The organism is Ignavibacteriales bacterium, from assembly GCA_015709675.1.
Classification (GTDB): Bacteria; Bacteroidota; Ignavibacteria; order Ignavibacteriales; family Ignavibacteriaceae; genus H2-BAC3.
Genome location: CP054182.1, coordinates 4,132,595 through 4,158,125, shown reverse-complemented (window position 1 = coordinate 4,158,125; position 25,531 = coordinate 4,132,595). Strand labels below are relative to the sequence as shown.

Here is a 25,531-nt window from a genome sequence, read left to right as displayed (position 1 = left end):
TAAAAGGCCAGGGTATTATTGTTGTTTCAGGTGTCCCATCTTTCCGGAGTGAGACAATTCCCAAATTCTCCATAAACCCTTATAAATCAAAGACTTAGGAGATAGGTAATTGGGGATGAGTGACCCAACTCTCTTCTTTTATATTACAGTAATAATACCTATCTTTGTAATTTGACTTTTGGCAGTATGCGGGTTTACAGAGATATTACTGAAGCGGAATACGACATTAATACTGCCCTGACACTCGGAACCTTTGACGGAGTGCATCTCGGCCACAGGCAGCTTTTCAGTCTTCTGAAACAGCAGGCGAAAAAAGACAATCTGAGGACATTTGTTATAACGTTTGACCCTCACCCCCGAGCAGTTTTGGTGCCCCACAACCAGCTGCCGGCTTTAACGACTACTGAGGAGAAACTCCGGCTTCTGGATGAAGCTGGTATTGATGCTGTTCTGGTTATTAATTTCACCCATGAATTCGCAAATGTCAGCTCAGAAGAGTTCCTGAAGGACTATATTCTTAAAGGAATAGGGCTCAGAGCATTGGTAGTCGGTTATGACTTCCGGTTTGGCAGAGGCAGGCGGGGTGATGCGGTAATGCTTAAAGAATTTGCGGCAGCAGAAGGTTTTTCATTTGCGTCTGTTCCTGAGTATAAGAAAGATGATGTGACGGTGAGTTCATCTCTTATCCGCGGATTTCTTTCGCAGGGAAGAACAGATCTTGCAAATGAGTATCTTGGTTACCGCTTCTCGTTCTGCGGTGAGGTGGTAGAGGGAAACAGACGGGGCAGAACTCTTGGATTCCCGACCGCGAATATCGCAGGAAAAGAGAAAAACAAAATGATTCCCGGAAACGGTGTTTATGCTGTACGGGTACAGGGAAGAAACATAAATCACGGCGGGGTGATGAATATAGGCATCAGGCCGACATTTAACGATGAGCCGGTGGTGGTGCCCGAAGTGCATCTGCTGGATTTTGATGCTGATATATACGGTGAAGAACTTTGCGTCTTTCCGCTGGTCAAGATCCGCGATGAAAAGAAATTTACTTCAGTTGAAGAACTGAAAAAACAGATAGAAGCAGACCGGCAGACTGCAGCAGAACTGCTGAAAAAATTATAACTAACTAATATATCCCGGCTCCGGCTGGGGTAGTATCGAATCATAAAGGAGAAATACCAATGACCAAAGAAGAAAAACTTGAGATAATCAAGAAATACGGAACTAACGAGCAGGACTCAGGAAGAGCTGAAGTTCAGATTGCGCTTATTACCAAGCGGATTAACGATCTGACCTCACATTTCGGGGAACACAAGAAAGATCATCACTCAAGACGCGGACTGATGATGCTGGTGGGAAAAAGAAGAAGACTTCTGGACTATCTGGCCTCACGCGATATCGAGCGTTACAGAGCAATTATTAAAGCGTTGAACATAAGAAAGTAAAAAAGGTTTTTAAATGATAGTAGTCAAAGAAGTAGAAATTGACGGCAAGAAAATAAGCATTGAAACAGGCCGTTATGCCCGTCAGGCAAACGGAGCTGTTATGGTGCGCTCAGGCGATACCATGGTGCTGGTAACCGCAGTTGCTGCTCAGGAAGCAAAGGAAGATATAGATTTTTTCCCTTTGCAGGTTGAATATCGCGAAAAGCATTCCGCTGCCGGAAAATTCCCGGGCGGATTCTTTAAGCGTGAAGGTAAACCTACTGAAAAAGAAATCTTAAGCGCCAGATTAATTGACAGACCAATTCGTCCGCTCTTTTCGGATGCGTACAGAAACGAAACACAGATTGTAGCAACCGTTTTTTCATATGATGGTGAAAATGATCCTGATGTTCTCGGAGCTTTAGGTGCATCTGCTGCGCTTTCAATTTCAAATATTCCTTTTATCGGGCCGATCGGTGAGGTAAGGGTTGCACGTGTTGATGGCAAGTATATTGTTAACCCGACATTCGCTGAAGTTGAAGCAAGCGATATGGAGCTGGTTGTTGCAGGCACACATGATTCAATCATGATGGTTGAAGGTGATGCAAAAGAAGTATCTGAAGAAGAGATGCTCACCGCTCTCCGTGTTGCTCATGAAGCTATTCAGAAGTTAGTTCTGATGCAGAAAGAACTGATGGCTGAAGCAGGCGTTCCTAAAATGGAAGTAAAGCCAAAAGAGATTGCAGCCGAACTGATTGCGGATGTTAATGCACTCGCAAGAGATAAATACCGCGAAATAGTTGCCCAGGTTCTCAGTAAAGAGGAGCGTGCAGCGGCTAATAAAGCGCTGAATACCAGTGTGAAAGAAGCTCTTGCTGAAAAATATCCGGAGCAGGAAAAAACAATCGCTGCACTGCTTCATGATATAGAAAAAGAAGAGATGCGTGAAAGAATCCTGAAAGACGGACTCCGTCTTGACGGCAGAAATACACGTCAGATACGTCCCATCACTATTGAACTTGGTGTTCTTCCGAGAGCGCACGGTTCAGCACTCTTCACCCGGGGTGAAACACAAAGTCTTTGCACTCTTACCCTTGGTACCAAGAATGACGAACAGCTGATTGACGGTCTTGGTGAAGAATATACAAAGAAGTTTATCCTTCACTATAACTTCCCTCCGTTCAGCGTTGGTGAAGTTGGCAGAATGACAGGTGTTGGCAGAAGAGAAATCGGCCACGGTAATCTTGCAGAACGTTCACTTAAGGCACTGCTTCCGGCTGAAGATGTTTTCACGTATACCATGCGTCTTACCAGTGATATCCTTGAATCAAACGGCTCATCATCAATGGCTTCAGTCTGCTCAGGCTCGCTGGCTATGATGGATGGCGGTGTTCCGGTTCGCGAAGGAATTGCAGGTATTGCAATGGGTCTTATCAAAGAAGGTGAACGCTATGCTGTTCTCTCTGATATCCTTGGCAATGAAGATCATCTTGGTGATATGGATTTCAAAGTTGCCGGTACTTCAAAAGGTATCACTGGTTTCCAGATGGATATAAAGATTGAAGGTATATCCTTCAAGATTATGGAAGAAGCGCTTCATCAGGCAAAAGAAGGAAGGATGCATATTCTTGGTATTATGAATCAGGCGATTGATAAGCCGAGGGCTGATCTTTCTGACTATGCACCAAGAATCGTTAGCATTAAAATTCCGACTGATCAGATTGGCGCTCTTATTGGCCCTGGCGGAAAAACCATTCAGAAAATGCAGAGAGATTTCAACTGCGAAATCAGCGTTGAAGATGACGGAACCGTAAGCATTGCATCCCCGAACAACATGTGGGTTCAGGAGTGCAAGGATCATATCAAGAGAATGATGCAGACGGCTGAAGTCGGTGAAGTCTATGACGGCGTTGTAGCCCGACTGATGGATTTCGGCGCTATTGTTGAATTCCTGCCGGGTAAAACCGGACTCCTCCATATATCCGAAATTGACCACAAGAGAGTGGAAAAAGTAGGAGACTTCTTTAAGGAAGGCGACAAAGTGCGCGTTATCCTTACCAAGATGGAGGGGGGCAAATTCAGTCTGAGCAGAAAACAGCTCATTAAAAAAGAGCCCAGAAAACCTGAACAGCCTGCGGAAGGCATCGGAGAAAAGGCCGAACAGGAATAAGCAGGCCCGCAGTTCAGGAATAAGCCGGTTACATAATCAGGCAACACGTTAGTATGAAGGGAAGCGAACATCTTCAGGACAGCAGAACAGCATCCGGCAGCACCGGAGAGCCGCGTTTCCGGGATGTCCGTTTCCCTTTTTTTGTTCATTGTTCCTTGAAATTTAAACACATTCATCAGTGATACTATTACAGGCATTATATATATTGTTCTTTGCTCCAGAGCCCATGCGGCCCGGAGCCGCATTATGCAGTTCCGTTTTATCAGACCTGTGTCTTGCTGATGATATTTACGTTAACGTAAAAAGAAGTTTTACCCAAAATGTTAAAAGAAATTATTATCAACTCTTCCGGAGAACAGACCCGGGTAGCCATCACCGAGGACGGCTCCCTTGTTGATTTCTTCGTAGATTATCCCGAAAACAGGAGAATGGTGGGGGATATATATCTCGGAAAGGTTGCGCGGGTACTTCCGGGTATTAAAGCCGCCTTCATTGATATAGGCATGAAGCATGATGCTTTCCTGCATTTTTCCGACATCGGCGAGCGGACGAAGGAATTCCAGTCCATGCTCGAAGATGATGATGAAGAAGAAGAAAATCAAAACCGCCCCGAACAGAAGGAGCGCCTCATTAAACAGGTGCAGACCATAAATGGCGTGCCTGTTCTTAAAAAAGGAGAGCCGATTCTCATTCAGATTACCAAAGAGCCAGTCAGCAATAAAGGAGTGAGGGTCTCATCCTCAATTTCTATTGCAGGCCGGTTCTGTGTGCTGCTTCCTTTTGATAACAAGATTGGCATATCGAAAAAGATTACCGATTTTAAGGAACGCCGCCGTCTTCGCTCTATTGCCCGCAGCATACTTCCCAAAAACTACGGACTGATTATCAGAACCGTTGCCCGAAATCAGGCGGAAGAAAGTCTTCTTGAAGATCTGAAGAACCTGAAAAAAACCTGGGAAACTATTGAGATGAAGGCAAAAACAGAAGAACCGCCTTCACTGATTCACCAGGATTTGAATACCACTTCAAGCGTTATCCGCGATCTTTTTACCGAAGATATTACCCGGGTTTATATTGACAACAAAAAGCAGTATAAACTGATCAAGGATTACATCTCGACTGTTCATCCGGAACTTGCTGAAAAAGTTGAACTCTACCGCGATAAAGAAAGTGTTTTTGATGCGTTCAGAATTGATGAGCAGATTAACTCACTCTTCAGCAGAAAGGTAGCGCTCAAAAACGGCGGTTACATCATCATCGAACATACAGAAGCAATGGTGGTGATTGATGTGAACAGCGGAAAATATGCCGCCAGCAAAGAGCAGGAGCTAAACTCCCTGAAAACTGACCTTGAGGCAGCCCGTGAAATAGCCCGCCAGCTCCGCCTGCGTGATATCGGCGGACTGATAGTGGTGGATTTTATTGATCTGGAAGATGAAAAAAACCGCCGTAAAATTTTTGATGAACTGAGGAAGGAATTCCGGAAAGACCGTGCTAAGGTAAGCATCCTCCCAATGTCAGATTTTGGCCTGATTCAGATAACCAGACAGAGAATCCGCCAGAATATCCGGCAGGTGACCAATGATTTGTGTCCTTACTGTTCCGGAACCGGATTGCTCACAAAACAGTCCCATATTCTTTACGATATTGAGAAGACGCTTAAAAAAATCAGAGAAAACTTTAAGGAACGTTCCTATATTCTGAAGTGTCATCCGAATGTTTCCCTGAAACTGAAGGAAGGTTATATCAGTATCCTTACCAGGCTTCAGCTGAAATATTTCTGCCTGATAAAAATTCAGGAAGATACCGTGATGAATATGGATCAGTTCAGATTTTATCTGAAATCAACCAAAAAAGAAATTACTGAAGATCAGTTCAGCAGAGATTAACATAATAAAAGGAGCTCCATATGAAAATATTTATTGATACCGCAAGTATTGATGAAATCCGCGAAGCCGCTGCTCTCGGAATTCTGGACGGTGTAACAACCAATCCCTCTCTGGTTGCCAAAGAAGGAAGGGATTTCAGAAAACTGCTCGATGAAATTCTGGCAATAGTTGACGGGCCGGTAAGCGCTGAAGTGATTTCCACTGATTATGAAAGCATCGTAAAAGAGGGAAGAGAGCTCTCAAAAATTCATGACAATATTGTGGTGAAAGTTCCTTTGATAAAAGAAGGAATTAAAGCAGTAAAAACATTTTCAGAAGAGGGAATCAGGACAAATGTTACCCTGTGTTTTTCACCGTCTCAGGCGGTAATGGCAGCAAAAGTGGGTGCAACCTACATTTCCCCCTTTGTGGGCCGTCTTGATGATGTGAGCACCAATGGCATGGAACTTATCAACCAGATCGTTGGTATATACCGTAATTATAATTATGACACAGAAGTTCTGGTTGCAAGTGTGCGTCATCCGCTTCACTTTGTTGAGGCCTGCCTGATCGGCGCGGATGTCTGCACTATGCCCTTCAGCGTAATTGACAAACTTTACGCGCATCCTCTTACCGATATCGGTCTTGAGAAGTTTCTTGCTGACTGGAACAAAGCAAACAAAAAGTAAGGAATCCGGCTTTGAAAAAAACAATGTTTTATGACCTGCATCAGAAAATCGGCGGAAAGATCGTTGACTTTGCCGGATATAAGATGCCGGTGCAGTACAGCTCCATAATAGCCGAACATAAGGCCGTGCGCAGCACCGTCGGTGTATTCGATGTAAGCCACATGGGTGAGGTATTCATTGAAGGCGAAAAGGCGCTTGATTTTATTCAGTATATTACCGTGAATGATGCTGCGGTGCTGTATCCCGGCCGAGTGCAGTATTCCGCAATGTGTTATGAGGACGGCGGTATTGTAGATGATCTTCTTGTTTATAAGATTACTGATACCAAATATATGCTGGTTGTTAATGCATCTAATCTGGAAAAAGATGTTGCATGGATGCGGCAAAACAACAGTCACGGTGTGACCATTACTGATTTGAGTGACTCTTATTCACTTCTGGCAGTGCAGGGACCTCATTCACGCAAGGTGCTGGAGAAAGTATTCAATGAGAATATTGATTTAGAATATTATCATTTTAAGATGACCTCCTATTCAGGAACTGAAGTGATACTTTCGCGCACCGGATACACTGGTGAACTCGGTTATGAACTCTATTTCCGGGGAGACCAGGCGCTGGCCGAAAAATTCTGGAATTCAATTTTCAGGGCCGGTGAAGAGTTTGGCATAATGCCGTGTGGTCTTGGCGCGCGTGATTCGCTGCGTCTTGAGATGGGATATTGTTTATATGGAAATGATATAGATAACACGACCAATCCGCTTGATGCAGGGCTTGCATGGATTACAAAGCTCAAAAAGCCCTCATTCATCGGAAGAGATGCCATTCTTGATATTAAGGCTTCTGCGAACAGAAGAAAACTTACACCACTGCTTTGCGAGGAAAAAGCATTCCCCCGGCATGGTTACGAGGTTGTGCTGAATGGAAAAAACATAGGATATATAACCAGCGGTACGGTCAGCCCTGTGCTTGAAAAAGGTATCGCGCTTGCATATATTGACAGCGAATATGCAAAAGAAGGTAACGAACTTAATTTCCTGGTCAGAGGAAAAGAAGTTCCTGTTACAGTTGTCAAACTGCCTTTTATACAAAAATAACCGGCAGATCTTAGTAAATTTTTTTAGTTGTATTATTTTTTGAGGGAATGAATGACCAGGATCAATGTGTTGTTTTCACCAGTTGGTGTTGATGAGTTATATTTCAGTTCAAAGACTGCAGCGGTAATTGATGTGCTTCGCGCTTCATCAACCATCGTAACGGCAGTGATGAATGGTGCAAAAGAAATTATACCGGTTGGAAGTATTGAATTTGCAGTAAAAGTCTCCGGAGGAATGTTCGGAGGGCAGACGCTGCTTTGTGGTGAGAAAAACACAAAAAAGGTAGATGGCTTTAATCTGGGAAATTCACCTTCTGAATTCACTTCGGAGGTTATCGGAGGAAAAACTGTTGTGTTGTATACCACAAACGGTACCAAGGCAATAGTAAGAGCCAAGTTTTCAACGAATCTGATAATCGCCTCTTTTTTGAACATCAGTGCATCAGCTAAAAGACTGGTGGAAACCGGCGAATCACTTGAAATAATCTGCTCGGGGAGGAATAATGAATTCAGTCTGGAAGATACGGTTTGTGCAGGAAAACTGGTAAGCGAAATTCTGAAGATAAACGGGGATTATAATCTTACGGATTCTGCTGCGGCTGCACTAAGCTTATTTGAAATGAAGCAAAAAGATATACCGGGAATGATGCGCAACACAGAGCACGGACAGATTCTTGTCGAAAACGGATTTGAAGGGGATATAGATTATTGTTCGCAGATTGACATTACGGATGTAGTGCCTTCATTTAAGAATAATTCAATTAAAGAAGTCCACTGATTCTCTGTAGAGACACGCCTCGGCGTGTCTGTACAACGTTTAGATTTATTTGATTCTCTCCTTGGGGCAAGTCGTGACTTGTCCTAAACCCATTGTGCAACCTTACATGATTTGATGTTTGCGCGAATTCCGTACAGACACGCCACGGCGTGTCTATACAAAGCTTAGATTCCTTTGATTTTTCCGTAGGGACAAGTTGTGACTTGTCCTAACCCCATTGTGCAACCTTACATGTTTGATGTTTGCCGTACTCCCGTACAGACACGCCGCGGCGTGTCTCTACAAAGCTTAGATTCATTTGATTTTTCCGTAGGGACAAGTCGTGACTTGTCCTAACCCCATAATGCACCTTACATGAACTAATTTTTGCAATAATCCCGCACAGGCACCCCGATTCGTGTCTCAATAAGGTTGTATATAAAAATAGTGCCTGCTGACGCAGGCACAATTGGGAAAGATTATTATGACGGGATTTATTTATCCGTGTTCAGGATTATCGGCAGGCCATCCTTTCCTGAACCGATGACTACAATTTTAGCATTTTGTGAATTTGCCAGTTTCTCTGTTGCTTCAATGCCCTTCCACTTCAGAAGCTGTTCGCTTAATCCTCTTGCGATAATATTCTGGAAGTCGGATATACCCTGAGCTTCAATTCTTTTGCGGTCTGCTTCCTGTTTTTCCTTAAGCAGGATAAACTGCATTCTCTGGCTTTCCTGTTCAGCTTTCAGTTTTTCTTCAATTGAGCTGGTTAAACCTGGAGGAAGTATAATCTGACGCAGCGGCGCGGCTTCTACCACAATACCGCGTCCGTTTACCAGTTTGTTCAGTTCACTTTCAATTTCTTTTGAAAGAACCTCTCTACCTGATGTATAAAGCGCCTTTGCCTCATATTTTGCCGTAACACCGCGCACCACAGAACGGAACTGGGGAATAAGAATTCGGTTCGCGTAATCCTCACCGACGGTACGATATATATTATTTGCGTTCTCAGGATTCAGGTGGTAGAGCAGGCTTATCTCAAGCTGCACACTCAGTCCCTCGGTTGAAGGTACGTTCATCTCTTCCTTGAATTCCTGGGTTTTAATACTGAACTTAATTACGTTGGCCAGCGGATTTACCATATTAACACCGCTTTTGAGCGTGTTCTCACTTACCATACCCAGAAAATCAACAACGCCAACCGCACCCGCAGGGATGACGGTAAAGCATTGCATTATACTGATGATAATGGCAACAACAAATCCGGTAAGGGCAAAGGAAGCTTCATTTTTACTGTATCTCTGCTTTGCACTTTTGTAAACGACAAACGCAACCACTGCGGCGAGCAGCGAAATCAAAAACAGAATCATAGTTTACTCTCTCTTAGTTACTTATCAATCATTCAAAGAATATAATAATTTCATGTTGTTATCCGGTAATAACCTTCCTGATCAGCTTATCTTTTGGTACCGGCTTTGAAGAAATTGTTACCGCCAGCGGCATTCTCTGCATTGCTTTCAGGACTTTTTCCTTATTATCACCAAAGACAGTTGCCAGGCGGTCTCCCTTTTTAACTTTTTCACCTTTAAGCTTTCCGGTAATAATGCCGGCTTTTTTATCCGGTTTATCATCTTTGGTAAGGCGTCCGGCACCCGCCTCAACAGCTGCCATTCCTGTGTGGAAGCAGTCATAATTAACATATCCCTCGCGGGCGGCCAGATATTCTGCCGAGTAACGAGGTTTCGGGAAGGAGTCAGGGTTCTCCAGATACCGGATATTTGCACCCTGCAATTTTGCAATCTGCAGGAATTTTTCAAAGGCCTTGCCGGAGGTAATCATTTCCGCCGCGATGAATTTTCCTTCTGAAAGATTCTTTGCTTTTCCGCCAAGCCAGATCATTGCACCGGCAAGCTCAATGGAGAGTTCCGTCAGCCTCGGGGAATGGTAGCCCTGAAGCACCAGCAGAGATTCATAAACCTCTGGCCAGTTGCCGGTGAATCTGCCGAGGGGCTGATTCATGTCTGTTATATATGCGATCACCTTTTTGCCGAATCTTTTAGCTGTTTTAGCAAGTGATTCCGCAAGCTTCTGTGCATCAGAATATGAGCGCATGAAGGCCCCGTTTCCTGTTTTAACATCAAGGACTAATGCATCAATACCTTCGGCGAGTTTTTTGCTCATGATCGAGGCGGTAATCAGGGGGATTGATTCAACCGTGGCGGTAACATCCCTGAGAGCATATATACCCTTATCCGCCGGAGCAATCTCTTTTGTCTGACCAATTAGAACAGCACCGCATTTCTTTAACACCTTTTTATATTCAGCAAGATTCAGATCGGTACGGAAACCGGGGATAGATTCCAGTTTATCAAGAGTACCGCCGGTATGCCCAAGCGCTCGGCCGGAAATCATTGGTACCGGAACCCCTGCGGCTGCTGCAACAGGAGCAATAATGAGGGAAGTTTTATCTCCCACTCCGCCGGTTGAATGTTTGTCAACCTTGATGCCTTTTATTGCTGAAAGATCAAGAACCTTTCCGCTGTGAAGCATGGCCGAGGTAAGAGCGGCAGTTTCAGCTTCAGTGAATCCGTTAAGGAAACCAGCCATAAGGAAAGCGGAGAACTGATAGTCCGGTACGTTTCCTCTGGTGTAACCGTTAATGAGCTGTTCTATATCACCTGAAGTAAGTTCCTCACGGTTTCTTTTTTTGCGGATAAGTTCAATAGTATTCATACATTTTCTTTCATGGTTCGGTTTAGCGGAGCAGCAGAGAAGGGCTCCGCTGGATTTTTAATCAGCTCTGAAACTTCTCAGGAATGTTTTAATCAGAGCGGCGGCTCCTTCAAATTTTTGTTCAAGTGAAGGAGTATATAGGAAATTTAGTCCGCCTTTAAGTCCTTCATATACGCTGCGGTCATGCGGATACCACCACATATTTCTTTTTCTGCCTGGCAACAGATCATCAATCACCACTCTTGGCTGAGTCATCGCCTCAAGGCCAAATTCAGCATGAGTGCGCCCGAGGCCTGAGGTTTTAAACCCTCCCCAGGGTGTATGGGCAAGGGAATGGCTCATTAGATGATCGTTAATGGTTACCGCTCCTGCCTCGATGCGGGACGCAATGGCGTGAGCCTCCTGCCTGTTCTGAGTCCAGACCGATGCAGTCAGACCAAGCTGACTGTCATTCGCTCTCCTGACCGCCTCTTCCGTATCTTTTACTTTTTGTATCGCCAGCACCGGGCCAAAGGTTTCATCCTGTATGGTCAGCATATCATCAGTCGGATCCTCAATGAGCACCGGTCTGAAATATAGAGGATTGTCTGAAAGGGGCTTGCTGCCAAGAGTAATTCTGGCTCCTTTTTCAATTGCATCCTCAACATGTTTTTTTACGGTTTCAAGCTGGCCTGCGGTTGTAAGGGAACCGATATCAACATTAAAATCAGTATCAGGACCCTGGCGGAGTGAAGAAAGTTTTTCCTTAAGCAGGGAAACAAAATCATCGTATATATCTTCCGCAACATAAATCCGCTCAATACCGGCGCAGGACTGACCGCAGTTTGAAAGACCTGCCCAGAGCGCGCCTGAAACTGCCTGATATATATCAGCATCGCGGCAGACGATCATAGGGTCGTTGCCCCCGAGTTCAAGAGAAATGGGGAGCAGCCGGTCCGCGGCTTTTTTCATCAGTTCCTGACCAACCGCAACCGAGCCGGTGAAAAAGAGTTTGCCTATGCCGGAATTGATAAAAGCTTCACCTGCAATACTGCCTTTCATATTCACCAGATTAAAAACATTCTCAGGTAAACCGGCTGCTTCAAGCGCTTCCTTTATCAGTTTACCGGACATCAGTGTCTGGCTCGCAGTTTTGAGCACTACCGCGTTTCCTGCCATGAGTGCCATTGCCACCTCATGAAAAGGTATGGCGAACGGATAATTCCAGGGGCTGATTATTCCTATCACGCCAAAGGGGACCCGGTCAATGTAGGCATATTTGTTAATGAAAAGGATATTGCCCCCTTTAACCCGTTTTCTTTTCAGAACTCTTTTCGCGTTTTTTGCATAATAGTCAATGGCAAATGCAGCGTTAGAGACTTCAGTACTCATGGCATCGAAGCGGGTTTTACCTGTTTCTCTGGAAACGGTAAGCGAAATGCGGTCTGCATTGGCAACTATAAAATTCCGGGCTTTAAGGAGATATTCTTTTCTGTCATCAATGTTGAGTGAGGCCCACTCACGGGCAGCTATTATTGCCCTGGCAACAGTTTCGTTAAGTTCTTCAATGGTATTTTCTTTAGTGTAACCGGTAATTTCACCGGTAACTGGGTCAGTCGAGATGGTGTGTTTTTCCATAAAAATCAGGATTAATTTATCAAAAATAACATGAAAAGGGGAATAAATTCCGGTTTTTCGGGAAGGGAGGGAGCGCTCTCCGAAGTACGGCTGACCGGAAGTCAGGTTTTACAGTACCGATGATTTCTGGGCTGCCAAAGTTTTTTCGGATGGAGTTAATTAAGTATTTTTCAATGCAAGGAAATAAGAACTGTTTATGGAAAGGTAAACGTTTTTGGATAATCCCGATATTCGTTGGAAACAACGATTAAATAATTATATAAAGGCGCTGAATCTTTTAGAGGAGGCGGTGGTTCTCAGCGGTAAGAGAGAGCTAAGTAATCTTGAAGAAGAGGGTCTGATTAAAAGGTTTGAACTGACCCATGAACTTGCCTGGAATCTAATGAAAGACTATCTGGAATTTCAGGGTATTACTTCGATAACCGGCTCGCGAGATGCAGTAAGAGAGGCATATTCAAGCGGTCTTATTACAGATGGTGTTACCTGGATGGAAATGATCCGGAGCAGAAATTTATCCTCTCATACCTATAATGAAGAAATAGTTTCTGAACTTCAGGCTCAGATTGTTGAACTGTATTTCCCTTTATTTGCTACCTTAAAAGAAACGATGACGGAATTAGGGAGCAGAACATGATGTTTGGACTTTCCGAAAAAGATATTTCAGCTATAAACGGAGTATTCTCAAAATTCAGTGAGGTCAGACTTGTGATTATATATGGTTCAAGGGCAAACGGGAATTTCAGGCCTGCCTCTGACATTGATTTGGTCATTGTAAATCATGGAAGTCTCCGAAATGTATTAGGGAGTATTGATGCTCAGCTTGACGATTTGCTGCTGCCCTATAAAATTGATCTGACGCAAATTACCATGATAACAAATGCTGATTTGATTGATCACATCAGGCGCGTGGGGAAGGTTTTTTACAGCTGCGAGGAAGAGTTTATACTGAACGAACCGGCAAGCGTATATCTCAGCCAAGCTAAACAGGAACTAAAGGAGTCACCCCAAAAGTAACGTACAAGCACCGCGCAAGTCACCCCAGAAGTGCAGCGCACCGTAAAGTTTTTGAATGGGGAAGATTATATTAGGCAATAGCTTTGTTTAGTATGTAGAGGGGGCTGTAAAATTGAGTTTGTACCTGAAAGTTTGTATGCTGCTGAAAAAGTCATCTGTGCACTAATTGTTATGGTCATGGAATAAAGGGTTTATCATGCTAAATTTAAGAAGGAAACGAATTAACTCCTGATGCAAAATATCCTAAAGTTATAATAACGCTAAAGCAGCCGCTAATTAAAGATTTAGATTGTCAGGATTAACCAAAAGTGATATAACACAGATGATTAAACGAAAAATCCCGTTATGAAAGGATAGGGAAATTGTATATTTTTGTAGTGATCCTTATACTTAAATCAGAAAAATGGCAGAAACTAATCGTATAGAATATAAGCGCGAGCTTAATAATGATCTTGATATTGAGAAAGAAGTAATTGCCTTCCTGAATTATTCTGAAGGAGGTTTAATATATATTGGTATTGATAAGCATGGCAATGTGGTTGGCGCTTCGGATATTGACAGCGATATGCTCAAAATCAAAGACCGAATTAAAAACAACATTTCTCCTTCAGCAATGGGTCTATTTGATGTGGTTTCCGAACACAAAAGTGGCAAAGAACTGATTAAAATTATTGTTGCCAGCGGCAGCGAAAAACCCTATTTTAAAAGAAAATATGGAATGACTGAAAAGGGCTGTTTTATAAGGGTTGGGTCAGCTGCTGAACCAATGCCAAAAACAATGATTGAGAAATTATTCTCGACCCGTACTCGCAATTCAATCGGCTTAATTAAATCGCACCGGCAGGATTTAAGTTTTCAGCAGCTTCGTATCTATTATGAGGAAAAGAAAAAGCCACTTAATAAGCAGTTTAAGAAAAACCTGGAATTAGTAACCGAAGATGGTTCGTTAAACTATGCGGCTTATTTGCTGGCAGATGAAAATAATATTTCAATAAAACTTGCAAAGTATAAATCGTTCAACCGGAACGAACTTATTGAAAATAATGAATATGGATATTGTTCCCTCATTAAAGCAACGCAAAGTATATTAGATAAGATTACGATAGAAAATAAAACTTTTGCCTCCATTACTCCCAAAGAACGAAAAGAACAAAGACTTTGGAATCCTATTGCGATTCGTGAAGCAATTATCAATGCGATTGTTCATAATGACTATACTCGTGAAGTAGCACCAAAGTTTGAGATTTTTTCTGACAGAATCGAAATCACCTCAGCAGGTTCCTTGCCTGATGGGCTAAACCAAACCGAATTTTTCGAAGGTTTTTCAATTCCTAGAAATAAGGAATTGATGAGGGTCTTTAAGGATCTGGAACTTGTTGAACAACTTGGTTCCGGAGTTCCCAGAATTTTAGAACACTACGATAAAGAGTGTTTTCATTTTACCGAGAATTTTACCAGAATGGTTTTCCCATCATCTATTATGACTATCTCTCAAGTCACCGCGCAAGTACCGCGCAAGTACCGCGCAAGTACCGCGCAAGTAAAAGAGCTCCTGAGTGTTTTTACCGGAGAACATTCGCGACTGGAATTGCAGGAAAAACTAAGCTTAGCTCATAGGGAAAACTTTAGGAAAAAATATCTCCAACCTGCATTGGAACAAAAGTTAATTGAATTAACAATCCCTGATAAGCCAAATAGCAGAAAGCAAAAATACCGTCTAACAGCCAAGGGTCAAGTGTATAAGGACAAAAAAAAGTCAAAACCGGGAAGTATGTAGTTCCCGGCAATTGAGTGTAGAGGTGATCATCATTCAGTTGCAAGATTATTGGCTAAACTATAAATCCTGTTGAGTCAGACTTTTCCCTTCAAAAAACCCCCTGATTTACGTAAATTCTAAGGCTTTTTTAAGAAATTCATGAGCTCAGAAAAAAGAAACGACCATTATGAAAAAAGCCGTTCTGTTCGCAGCTATTTTTATTGTATTATTCACAGGTGCAACTTTGACCTTTGTTGAAAGCCATACCCAACGCCACACCTCGCATTCTTTCAAGAAATCCCAGAAAGATAAAGAATTAGACCGGTACTACTCCGATAAAAAACTCGGCGCTTTTACCGAATCCGGCAATACGGTTTTCCGGTTGTTTGCCCCGCAGGCGGATAAAGTAACGCTCTGCACGTATGAAAAACCGGAACAGAAAAATCCGCGTGAGTACCCCATGAGCCGCGACAATGACGGTGTCTGGGAAGTGTCGGTTGAAGGAGAGCAGTACGGGCTTTATTACGGATTTAAGGTTTACAATCCGGGGCTTTGGGAGCAGGGGGACACAACCATTGTGCTTGATCCCTACGCAAAAGCGGTGACTACCTTTAACACCTACAAAGGAACCCGCAGGGGCATCGTAATGAAAGAAGGGGATTTTGATTGGGAAGGTGATACCTGGATTCAGCGGGACTGGCGAGACCTGATCATCTACGAAATGCATATCCGCGATATGACGGCTCATCCAACATCAGGAGCCGGGAAAAAAGGAACCTATGCCGGACTGGTTGAAAAAGGAAAAAGGGGCGGTATTGATTATATAAAATCTCTGGGAGTCAACACCGTTGAGATTCTGCCGGCAATGGAATTCGCGAATATTGAAATTCCCTATAACGAAGAGTTTATGGGAAGAAAAAACACCTGGAATCCCTACGAACGGAATCACTGGGGATATATGACAGCAGCTTTTTTCGCACCAGAAGCATATTATGCCGAGGACTGGAAACAGCTTACCTGGAATGTGTGGGAAGGCAAATCCGGAAGACAGGTTAATGAATTTAAAAAGATGGTGAAGGCGTTTCACAAAGAGGGAATCGCGGTCATCATGGATGTTGTATATAATCATATTTCCGAGTATGAGTTCGGCAACTTCAAGGAAATTGATAAGGAATACTATTTCCGTCTGGATGAAAAGGGAAACTTTATAGCGGAAAGCTATTGCGGTAACGATTTCAAAACCGAACGTCCGATGGCACGCCGGCTGATTGTAGAAAGTATTCTTTACTGGATGAAGGAGTACCATGTTGACGGCTTCAGATTTGATCTGGGCAAATTGCTCGACTGGGAAACCATTGAGCTTGTTATCCGCGAAGCAAAAAAGATTAATCCGAATGTTATTATCGTCTGCGAACCATGGGGAGGCGGTTATGATCCGCAGGGCTTCTCTCTGCGCGGATGGGGTGCGTGGAATGATCAGATTCGGAACGGTATTAAAGGTGAAAACCCGCTTAACGGCCACGGCTGGATTTTCGGGAAGTGGTACGGAAACAACAATCCCGATAGAATTAAAAGCTATGTTAACGGCACCCTCACCCGTGATAAACATGGTTTGTTTATAAAGAAGGAACACTCGGTCAATTATCTTGAATCACATGACGGATATACACTGAGTGATTTTATCCGCATTGCAGCTGGTGAAGCACCTCATGACAAACCCATAGAAAAGCCCGATGATATACGGAAGCTTTCTTTACCTCAAAGCCGTTTGAATAAACTTGCGGCGATGTTTCTGATGACATCCCAAGGCATGGTGATGATTCATTCGGGACAGGAATATGCCCGCTCCAAAATTATTCCCATGACTATAACCGAACAGGATAAACATAAGGGGATGATTGATCATAACACCTATGACAAGGATAACGAAACGAATTATCTTAATTATGATCATGCCGATCTGAATAAAAGCCTGCTGGATTATTACAAGGGATTGATTGCAATCCGGAATACCCATGCATCTTTCCGCAGAGCGGAATATGAAGATGTGGTATTTATGCCGGTACCTGCAGAAAACCATTTCGCATTGGGATATACCGTTAGTCATGAGGGAGAACAGTTCGCCGTTCTTTTTAATGCAAATCATAACAAGAAACAGGAATTCAAATTACCCAAAGGAAACTGGGAGGTTCTGGCTGACCACCTGAAAGCCGGAATTACACCGCTTCGCTCCGTAAGCGGTAAAGCAGAACTGGAGCCGGTGACCGGTCTTATTCTCAGACTTAAAAAGTAATCTGACACTCCTGCCGCGGACTGGCAGGAGTGCAGTTTTCTCCCCGGGATCAGGTTTTTGAGCCGAAATGGCGGTGTTTTTCTTAAAGATGCCGCCATTAATTTTTTAACTTGACTTTCATTCCTTTATCCCTCATCTTGCTATTGAATTAGAATTTAATGGCAAAATCACCATGACAACAGATGTAAAGTATTTTACCCCTGCTGAGGCAATCAGGACTCTCCCGCTTGTCCGCAGCATAGTGGCCGATATTCTTACCGAGGGGAAGGAAATTAAACTGCTGGCTGAGGAACTCGCTGAGGAGGAACTCAATCAGGATCCGCGCCTGCTGGCACGGCTTGAGCAGATTGATAAATATCTGAAAGAGCTTGAAGAAATTGGCTGCTATTACAAGGACTGGAATTTTACGTACGGTCTGGTTGATTTCCCTGCCATGATAAACGGAGAAGAAGTCTATCTTTGCTGGCGAAGCGATGAAGAAAGTATCCGCTATTATCACGGCGTAAATACCGGTTATGCAGACCGCAGGATGATTCCGGAAGAGTTTTTTTACAGCAGTAACTGATGCTCCGGATTTCCCCAAAACTCGTGGTCTTTGATCTAGACGGAACACTTACCGATTCTTCAACAACGATATATAAATCAACCCACAGAACTTTTCGTGAACTGGGGATGAATCATACTATTGAGAAAACGCAGCTTGACGCAAGAATCGGTGCTCACTTCCAGGAAATCTTTGATGATCTGCATATTGATGTCGGGAATGTTGAAGATTTCATACATATTTACAAAGGATTCTACTTCGATTACCTCCCGGAAACTTCCCTTTACGAGGGTGCTGAAGAGATTTTACATCATCTGAAAAAACGCAATTGTAAAACCGCACTGCTTACCACTAAAGCTCAGGATCAGGCGGAAAAGATTCTGCATTCGTTTAAACTGGACGGCTATTTTGATCTTATTATGGGGAGACGGCCGGGTATGGCAGTGAAACCTTCCCCGGAACCGCTTCAGTATATCATGAGAGAACTGCTGGTTGCTCCGCAGGATACCCTCATGGTGGGGGACTCTGAACTGGATATACGCTGCGGAAAAAATGCCGGGACTCACACAGCCGCGGTTACCTATGGTTATCGTACTGAAGAACTTCTCCGGAAAGAACAGCCGGACTTTCTTGTTACCCGCCTTTCTGAACTGAAAGAAATCATAAAATAATTATCAATTATGAATTATGAATGGGCGAAAGGACTGATTGTATTTTCGTCTGCATTAATGAAATAATTTTTTAATGCTGACTTTCGATATAGTTTCATAGACCATCTTTTAGAGGATCGATGGTAAGATATCGCAGGACGAGAAGGTCAATATTCCAATCTAATAGAATCAATTTATAATTCATCCTTCATAATTCATAATTGTTTATTGGTTATTCCAGTCTCATCACCGGATATACAAGGTATTGCTTGTCAAAGTAAGGGGAGCGTTCGTAGAACCAGTTGAGACGGGCATTTTTATCTTCTCGGAATTTTGCATCTTCTCTGAGCCGTTTATTAAATGCTTCAGCTAAGTTTCTATCCTGATAATACATTTCAAGTGCAACACGCTCCATTACATAATCTTCAAAGTATTCTTTTCTTTCAAATATGGAATTCATGAATCCCCACCGGAGATAGGAATCGCCTGATTTTGGCTCAAGTGCCGTTAGAATGACCCGTAGGGCGCGCTGATTTGTATATACAATATAACTTCCCCGGGGAATAAATGCTTTTTCCGTAAAAACATCATATTGTGTGGCAACCGTCTGCCTTCCTTCATAGGGAGCGGAACTGAACCGGAAATCCCGGAATTTGTAACGGGTTACTTGCATGACGGTATCTTTAAGCATTGACTGAACTTCAACGCCATGCAGCTTGAGCCGTTCGGTGATTATACCCCATTCTTTCGGGATGATATAGGCTGAAGGAGCGGATACCGAATCGGCAGGCAGTGAGGTATTAAAAAACGGAATGGTTATGGTGTAAGGTTCACCGGTGTAAACATTTTTCACTGATCCGGAAATTATACTTTCTTCTTCCTGCACAACAATTCCTTTGTAACTGAACAGAACCGAATCGTTTGTATTCCTGAAAGCAACCGGAAAGGGTTTTTTGTTTACGACAAAATCTTTAACGGAACCTTCATCAGCGAGTCTGTTAAGTTCTTTAAGATTTTTTCCCTCCTTTAGCAGCCAGGTAATTGCTGCTTCCATAATAGATTTTGTTGAGTAAACCCTGTCTTTATAAGGCTTCATCATGTGAGTTTCAACCAGGAGCCCGATTCTGTTCTGTATTGCCATATAACCGGTTGAGAAGCGGGGGGATGCAGCCCAGTCAACCAGACCGCTCTCGGGAGTATCTCCTCGGAAACCGACATAGGGAGCGATAAGGAATCCCTGATTCTCTACATACTTCTCCATATAGGGGATAAATGATTTGTTAACCCTGGATGCCAGTGAATCGTGCAGATTTTTGAATTTCTCAAGTCCGTAGGTTACGGTGTACTGATAATCAGCGCCATTGGTTGTGTGATTGTCAATCAGAAAATCAGGGTTATGTGAGGAAATAAGCCGGAGCATTGCCTGCATTTCCGGGGCATCGGCTTTCATCCAGTCACGGTTCAGATTAAGATTCTGAGCAGTGGTGCGCCACCCCATCTCTTCCGGGCCGTTCTGGTTAATTCTGTTATATTTTGATTTCCTCTCATGGCCGTCAACACTAAAGATGGGGATGAGGATAATATTTACGCCGTCAAGCCAGTACTTTTTTTCTCCGGTTATTAGAATTTCTCTGAGAAGCAGCATCGAGGCATCCTTCCCCTCAATTTCTCCGGAATGAATGCCATTTACCACAAAAAGGAGCGGTTTTGATGAATTTTTGAGCTTCGCCGGAGTGAAATCTCCTGAGGAGGAAATGGTAAGATACCATAAAGTTCGTCCCTGCGGAGAAGTGCCGAATTCTGATATTTTTGCATAATCAGAATGACGGGTAAATTCGGTGAAATACTCAATGCTTTCCTGGTATGACGGTGTGCCGGCAAACCCGGATTTTTCGAAATAGGTAATCCATTTTTCGGGTACTTTTTCCTGCGGAATCGCTGAAAAGGTGAAAATCAAAAAAATGATGAAGCTGAGAAAAAGTGTGCCGAATGTCCTCTTTTTCATGAAGTCTTTTTATTATGTTTGATTAATATAATTACTCAAAATCAGTCGTCTGCTCCTGAATAATCAAAAACAGATGACTGGTCAAAATACCATTTTTTAATAAAGAAAATAACTTTTCGCAAAAAAGGAGGATTGATGTTTTCAGTTGTTGACCGGAGCACATACCTCAAGGGACTTCTGGTGCTCGCTAAAAAAGACAACAAACTGGTGGAAACTGAAAAGAATATCATCAGGGATATTGCTTCACGCTTTGGGTTTAGCAGGGACTTTTATGAGGAAACCATGAGAGGTCTGATGGCCAATAAATATATCGGGGATGACCCGGTGGTTTTTTCTGACTCGGCAATTGCCAGAATGTTTCTTCAGGACGGACTTAAACTGGCATTTGCAGATGATGATTTTGATACCAAAGAACTTGACTGGCTGAGAAAAACTGCTGAGGCTAACAAAATAGAAAAAGATCTCTTCGAGTCATTTCTCGAAGAGTTTAAAGCAGAACGGATACGGCAGGGGAAAAAGATTTCCGCGTAGGATTAAAAACTTCCCCGTGCTGATTCAGTACGGGGAAGTTTTTAGTATTCCTGTCAGGAAAGACGGCTGTCCAGATTTCTCCGGACCGCAGTAAGCAGGTCTTTTCTGTAAAACGGTTTTGCCATATAATCATCGCATCCCGCCTGGATGAAATGATCGCGCTGTTCCATTGCCGCGAAAGCGGTAATGGCTATAACGATAACATGTTTTACACTCTCTGATGCTCTGATAAATTTCAGAAGCCCGAGCCCTCCTATGCCGTCTCCGAGATGTATATCAAGAAGCACAAGATGATAATTGTTATTGATGAGAAGCTGCTCTGCTTCTTTTGCATTGCGCGCCACATCAAATCCATATTCACCCTGCAGATATTTTGATATAACATCAATATTCAGACTGTCGTTTTCCACCAGGAGAATTCTCTCCGTATGGTTAAGCGGTTTTTCTTCCATTGATCCTCACCTTTTTGAGATGTTAATTTTGTTCTGGTTTAACCGGGAGTATGATTCTGAACTCAGAACCCTCTCCCACCCGGCTGTCAACTTCTATGTGACCTCCGAGAATTTGTATATATTTACTTGCCAGAGTGAGACCCAGACCTGAGCCCTCATACTGCCGGCTGAGCCCTTCGCTGACCTGCCGGAATTCTTCAAATATGAGCCTTATTTTATCCTGCGGTATGCCGATACCGGTATCACGCACCGCAAAAGTAAACAGTTCCGGCGTGCTTGTCATCGTTAGTTCAATGCTGCCTTCCCGTGTAAATCTGACCGCGTTATCAAGGATATATCCGAGCGCGTCAGCAAGGAGAAGCTTGTCGGTAACAATCTTTTTTGAACCTTCGCACCGGTGAATGAACTGAAGGCCTTTTTTCACTGCTTTTATGCGGTAATTTTCAACAATTTCGCTGCAGATTTCTTCAATATCAAATTCAACCGGCGTGAGCATCAGACCGGCTTCATGAAGATTGGAAAAATGCAGCAAGGCATTTACTGTCTGCAGCAAACGTTCGCCGCCTGAATAAATGCTCCGCAGGAATTCAATTTTCTCTTCATCATTTTCATTCTCAAGAAGTATGTCGGAGAAACCGAGTATGGCAATAAGAGGTGTGCGAAGCTCATGGCTCATATTAGCCAGGAAGTTGGTTTTAGTTCTGTTTGATTCTTCCGTGCGGTCGCGTGCCTCAATAAGCTCTTCAATCAGTTTTTTCTGCTCAGTGATATCTTCTTTTACCGCGAGGAAATAAACAATCTCTCCCTTTTCATTGCGGAGCGGGCTTATTGAAGCAGCCTCCCAGTAGAGCTCGCCGTTCTTTTTTCTGTTATGAAACTCACCGTGCCACTCATTACCGGCAAGAATGGTATCATACATCTGTTTATATGCTTCAGGTTTCATCTCATTCGAGCTGAGAATTCTGGGATTATTGCCGATCAGCTCTGCCCCGGTATATCCGGTTACTTCAGTAACTTTATTGTTGACGTAAACAATAGTTCCGTTAGTTTTAGTGATTACAATAGAGGCCGGGCTCTGCTCAACAGCACGGGAAAGGTTCCTGATTTTCTGCTGGTCTTCAAGCTTTTGTGTAACATCCTGCCCAAGGGCAATAAGACCTAGCAGTTCACCAGTGCCACTGTAATACGGGGAGATAAGGATTTCGGCAGTAAACACAGTCCCGTCCTTCCTCATCAGGAGAAGCTGTCCGTCCCATGATTTGCCGGATGCTGCATTACGTATAATTTGCCTGAGATCCGGCTGTTCGTATTCCGGCACGAGGATATCAAGCAGATTTTTGCCTTTTACCTCCTCTGATGACCAGCCAAGTTCGGATTCCGCTTTATTGTTCCAGAAGACAATGCGTCCGCGTGTAGATACTGCAGTGATTATCTGTCCCGCCTGATTAAGCATCCTTGACTGCAGGAGAAGCTGGTATTCCGCCTCTTTTTGTTTGTGTATATCGGTATGGGTACCGAGCATTCTGAGCGGTTTGCCGTTTTCGTCACGTTCAATCACTTTGCCGAGAGAGAGTATCCATTTATAACTGCCATCTGCGGTTTTTTGCCTGAACTCCATTCGATACTCAGGTATTTTCCCACCGATATAATCAAGATATGCTTTTGACGTATGTTCCCTGTCATCAGGATGCATGCGTTCAATCCATGCATCATTGGTTTCCCGGAACTCGCTGGGATCATAACCGAGCATAGTTGCATACTGGTCATTTACAATTGCTTCACCCGTAATCATATCCAGATCATATATACCCTGATTTGCCGCTTCAAGAGAAAGCCGGAGCCGCTCTTCACTTTCACGGAGCTTTTCTTCCTGCTTTTTCCGTCCGGTAATATCTCGCAGAATAACATGGATGGCAAGTTCCTCACCGATTTTGTAAGGTGCAGCAACTACTTCCACGTATGCTGACGAACCATCAAGACAGCGGATTTGTTCTTCCGCAGGCTGTACTGTTAACCCGGTATCTCTCATGAATCGTATTCTGTCTGCAATGCTCTCTTTATAATTGCCGGCGAAAAGACTTAAAGGTGACCTGCCAACCAGATCATTTTCATGCGCAGCCTTGAACAGTTTAACGGCCGCTTTGTTTACGAGTATGATTTTATTCCGGTGATTAATCAGAATTGCATCCGGCGAGTTCTCTATCAGGTTACGATAACGCAGCTCTGAATCTTTGATAATCTGCTCAGAGAGCTGAATTTTTTCATGCTCGGATATACTGTGCAGCCCGAAGGATACATCAGAAGCAAGTTCTTCAAGCAGAGCGGTTTCCTGCATACTGAACTGATCGCAGTTTTCCGAGAAGAGATAGAATCCTCCGCTGTTTTTTCCGCCGGGATGAAGCGGAAAAAATGCCAGCGCGCAGATGTTGTTTGCTTCAAATAACCGCAGGGATGATTCAGGAAGAGAAGTCTGCCTTACATTATTAACTATTACGGTTTTCTGGTCCTGTCCGGTAAGCAGATTGGCTGCTGCAATAAGATCATATATAATCTGTTCTTTGCTCGGCAGTACAGGATTGCGTCCTGAGTAACTGGTGATAACCGGCTGGCCTCCCTCTGATTCTGATAAGGTAATCACAGAATAACTGTATCCCCCTTTATCTACCGAGATGCTGGTGATGGTTTTGAGCAATTCTTTTTTGCTTGTGTCGCGGGCAATGGCGGTGTTAACCAGACTGATAAGTTCATAGAGCCGATTTAGCTGGGCTACCGCAATGGCTGATTCGGCCTGGTATTGCAGGGATCTCAGATTCTGCTGTTTTGTAAAAATATAAAGAGCACCTCCGCTGATGGCGATCAGTGCTGAGAGAAGTAAAAAGATTAAAATGGATGTTGCGCGTATGCCGCTATATACTTCATCAATATCCATTTTGGTGATGATCATCCAGTTGCGGTCAGGAACCATCTCCCCGTAAAACAAAATTTCAGTGCCCCGGTAATCCAAACCGCTGCCGTAGGTTCCGAGTCCTTTCGCAACTTTAACAACCGCACGGGAGGTGTCGCTCCGGGAGACGCTTACTTCAAACGGATTTCCGGAAAAGAAGCGGAGCGGACTTATATATACCACAGAATCCTGTTCAAGCCGCACGAGGATTGATTCTCCTGTTTCCGTGGGAAGCGGGGACTCAGCAATCAGAGGATAGAATGTGGTAAACGGGTCAATCGTGAAAAGTACCCCGCCGATTATATCTGACGGCTTATCCCCCCCGTAGTAGACAGGCACATAGGTCTGCATGTGTATATATTCCCTGCTTTTATTGAGGTGCAGATCAATAAATGAGGGAGTGTACATTCCGTCAAAAGAGTGATTGCGGGGTACGGGAGCTTCCGTGGAAAGTCCTCCCCGGAGCCCGGTTGCAAATATTACGTCTTTCCGGTTATTGATTACCTGGATGATCTTGTAGTTATGATTCTTTTGCAGCTGGTCAAGCCAGGCATGAATATCATTGATCTCAGCCTCGCCGCCGGGATTCTGCAGAAAGCGGTGCATCGCTGCTGAAAATCCGGCATTTTTAAACAAATACCGCGCATCGGAAAGACGCTCGGAATTATAGTTCTGAATCTGCCTGATTTTCAGTTTCGTGATTGAAGAGAGGGTATTTCCGTAACTGTTCTCAACTTCCCGCCGTATAGAGAAATAGTAGTAAAATGCTGCAATGGTTATGGTCAGCGCGAATACGGCGAAAATACTCACCGGTATAATCAGCGGGTATCTTTTAAATATGCCTGTATTGCCTGTTGCTGTCATGCTTTCTGTACGGTGGCATGTAATCTGCCAGAAATTAAATTAATTTAACTGCTGTTAAACTATAAAAAATTGGGGGAAATTCAATACAGGCCGGGAGAAATGAAGGGATTTATGGCTTCAAAAATAAAGG

Annotated in this window: 20 protein-coding genes; 14 read left to right on the top strand and 6 right to left on the bottom strand. The window is 43.6% G+C overall.

All coding sequences use genetic code 11. The annotated features are described in order from the left end of the window. The first annotated feature begins 186 nt into the window (after positions 1–186). The 7 genes from HRU80_16415 (at position 187) to HRU80_16385 (ending at position 8,019) form a co-directional block, all read left to right on the top strand. On the top strand, positions 187–1,119 hold the full coding sequence (locus HRU80_16415; protein QOJ30369.1) for a bifunctional riboflavin kinase/FAD synthetase: 933 nt from the start codon (positions 187–189) through the stop codon (positions 1,117–1,119). Between the two features lie 59 nt (positions 1,120–1,178). Continuing rightward, a complete protein-coding gene (rpsO, locus tag HRU80_16410; protein QOJ30368.1) occupies positions 1,179–1,442 on the top strand; it encodes a 30S ribosomal protein S15 in 264 nt (87 codons plus the stop codon). A gap of 13 nt (positions 1,443–1,455) precedes the next feature. Further along, a complete protein-coding gene (gene pnp, locus HRU80_16405; protein ID QOJ30367.1) occupies positions 1,456–3,591 on the top strand; it encodes a polyribonucleotide nucleotidyltransferase in 2,136 nt (711 codons plus the stop codon). 320 nt (positions 3,592–3,911) lie between these two features. Further along, positions 3,912–5,480, top strand: coding sequence for an Rne/Rng family ribonuclease (locus HRU80_16400; GenBank protein ID QOJ30366.1), 1,569 nt, complete (start codon positions 3,912–3,914; stop codon positions 5,478–5,480). A 20-nt stretch (positions 5,481–5,500) separates the two neighbouring features. Beyond that, complete coding sequence (gene fsa, locus HRU80_16395; GenBank protein QOJ30365.1) at positions 5,501–6,148, top strand: fructose-6-phosphate aldolase; 648 nt, start codon at positions 5,501–5,503, stop codon at positions 6,146–6,148. A gap of 23 nt (positions 6,149–6,171) precedes the next feature. Beyond that, the gene (gene gcvT / locus HRU80_16390) at positions 6,172–7,242 is read left to right on the top strand and encodes a glycine cleavage system aminomethyltransferase GcvT (protein ID QOJ30591.1); all 1,071 of its coding nucleotides are present in this window, start codon (positions 6,172–6,174) and stop codon (positions 7,240–7,242) included. Positions 7,243–7,293: 51 nt separating this feature from the next. Then, the gene (locus HRU80_16385; GenBank protein ID QOJ30364.1) at positions 7,294–8,019 is read left to right on the top strand and encodes a 2-phosphosulfolactate phosphatase; all 726 of its coding nucleotides are present in this window, start codon (positions 7,294–7,296) and stop codon (positions 8,017–8,019) included. Positions 8,020–8,492: 473 nt separating this feature from the next. Here the strand turns inward: HRU80_16385 and HRU80_16380 are convergent, their stop codons facing one another. The 3 genes from HRU80_16380 to HRU80_16370 all read right to left on the bottom strand — a co-directional run bounded on the left by HRU80_16380 (position 8,493) and on the right by HRU80_16370 (position 12,348). Then, positions 8,493–9,365, bottom strand: coding sequence for a prohibitin family protein (locus HRU80_16380; GenBank protein ID QOJ30590.1), 873 nt, complete (start codon positions 9,363–9,365; stop codon positions 8,493–8,495). A 61-nt stretch (positions 9,366–9,426) separates the two neighbouring features. Continuing rightward, the gene (locus HRU80_16375; protein QOJ30363.1) at positions 9,427–10,731 is read right to left on the bottom strand and encodes a thymidine phosphorylase; all 1,305 of its coding nucleotides are present in this window, start codon (positions 10,729–10,731) and stop codon (positions 9,427–9,429) included. Between the two features lie 57 nt (positions 10,732–10,788). Continuing rightward, a complete protein-coding gene (locus HRU80_16370) occupies positions 10,789–12,348 on the bottom strand; it encodes an aldehyde dehydrogenase family protein (GenBank protein QOJ30362.1) in 1,560 nt (519 codons plus the stop codon). A 214-nt stretch (positions 12,349–12,562) separates the two neighbouring features. On the opposite strand from HRU80_16370, the gene HRU80_16365 reads away from it, so the two are divergent. The 6 genes from HRU80_16365 (at position 12,563) to HRU80_16340 (ending at position 18,626) form a co-directional block, all read left to right on the top strand. Beyond that, a complete protein-coding gene (locus HRU80_16365; protein ID QOJ30361.1) occupies positions 12,563–12,982 on the top strand; it encodes a nucleotidyltransferase substrate binding protein in 420 nt (139 codons plus the stop codon). Further along, positions 12,982–13,362, top strand: a complete 381-nt coding sequence (locus HRU80_16360) for a nucleotidyltransferase domain-containing protein (GenBank protein ID QOJ30589.1) — start codon at positions 12,982–12,984, stop codon at positions 13,360–13,362. The genes HRU80_16365 and HRU80_16360 overlap by 1 nt, the downstream gene beginning before the upstream one ends. Before the next feature lie 403 nt (positions 13,363–13,765). Further along, a complete protein-coding gene (locus HRU80_16355; GenBank protein ID QOJ30360.1) occupies positions 13,766–15,139 on the top strand; it encodes a putative DNA binding domain-containing protein in 1,374 nt (457 codons plus the stop codon). A 166-nt stretch (positions 15,140–15,305) separates the two neighbouring features. Continuing rightward, positions 15,306–17,411 carry a pullulanase gene (locus tag HRU80_16350; protein QOJ30359.1) on the top strand — a complete coding sequence of 702 codons (2,106 nt, stop codon included), beginning with the start codon at positions 15,306–15,308 and terminating at the stop codon, positions 17,409–17,411. A 172-nt stretch (positions 17,412–17,583) separates the two neighbouring features. Then, positions 17,584–17,976 carry a DUF2203 domain-containing protein gene (locus tag HRU80_16345; GenBank protein ID QOJ30358.1) on the top strand — a complete coding sequence of 131 codons (393 nt, stop codon included), beginning with the start codon at positions 17,584–17,586 and terminating at the stop codon, positions 17,974–17,976. Next, a complete protein-coding gene (locus HRU80_16340; protein ID QOJ30357.1) occupies positions 17,976–18,626 on the top strand; it encodes an HAD-IA family hydrolase in 651 nt (216 codons plus the stop codon). The genes HRU80_16345 and HRU80_16340 overlap by 1 nt, the downstream gene beginning before the upstream one ends. A gap of 211 nt (positions 18,627–18,837) precedes the next feature. Here HRU80_16340 and HRU80_16335 read toward each other — a convergent pair whose 3' ends face one another. Continuing rightward, the gene (locus tag HRU80_16335; GenBank protein ID QOJ30356.1) at positions 18,838–20,610 is read right to left on the bottom strand and encodes a carboxypeptidase; all 1,773 of its coding nucleotides are present in this window, start codon (positions 20,608–20,610) and stop codon (positions 18,838–18,840) included. 135 nt (positions 20,611–20,745) lie between these two features. Between HRU80_16335 and HRU80_16330 the strand changes: the two genes are divergently transcribed. Next, positions 20,746–21,141, top strand: coding sequence for a hypothetical protein (locus HRU80_16330; GenBank protein QOJ30355.1), 396 nt, complete (start codon positions 20,746–20,748; stop codon positions 21,139–21,141). Positions 21,142–21,194: 53 nt separating this feature from the next. Here HRU80_16330 and HRU80_16325 read toward each other — a convergent pair whose 3' ends face one another. Both HRU80_16325 and HRU80_16320 read right to left on the bottom strand, forming a co-directional pair. Continuing rightward, complete coding sequence (locus HRU80_16325; protein ID QOJ30354.1) at positions 21,195–21,593, bottom strand: response regulator; 399 nt, start codon at positions 21,591–21,593, stop codon at positions 21,195–21,197. A 22-nt stretch (positions 21,594–21,615) separates the two neighbouring features. After that, a complete protein-coding gene (locus HRU80_16320) occupies positions 21,616–25,401 on the bottom strand; it encodes a PAS domain S-box protein (GenBank protein QOJ30353.1) in 3,786 nt (1,261 codons plus the stop codon). Positions 25,402–25,531: the final 130 nt, after the last annotated feature.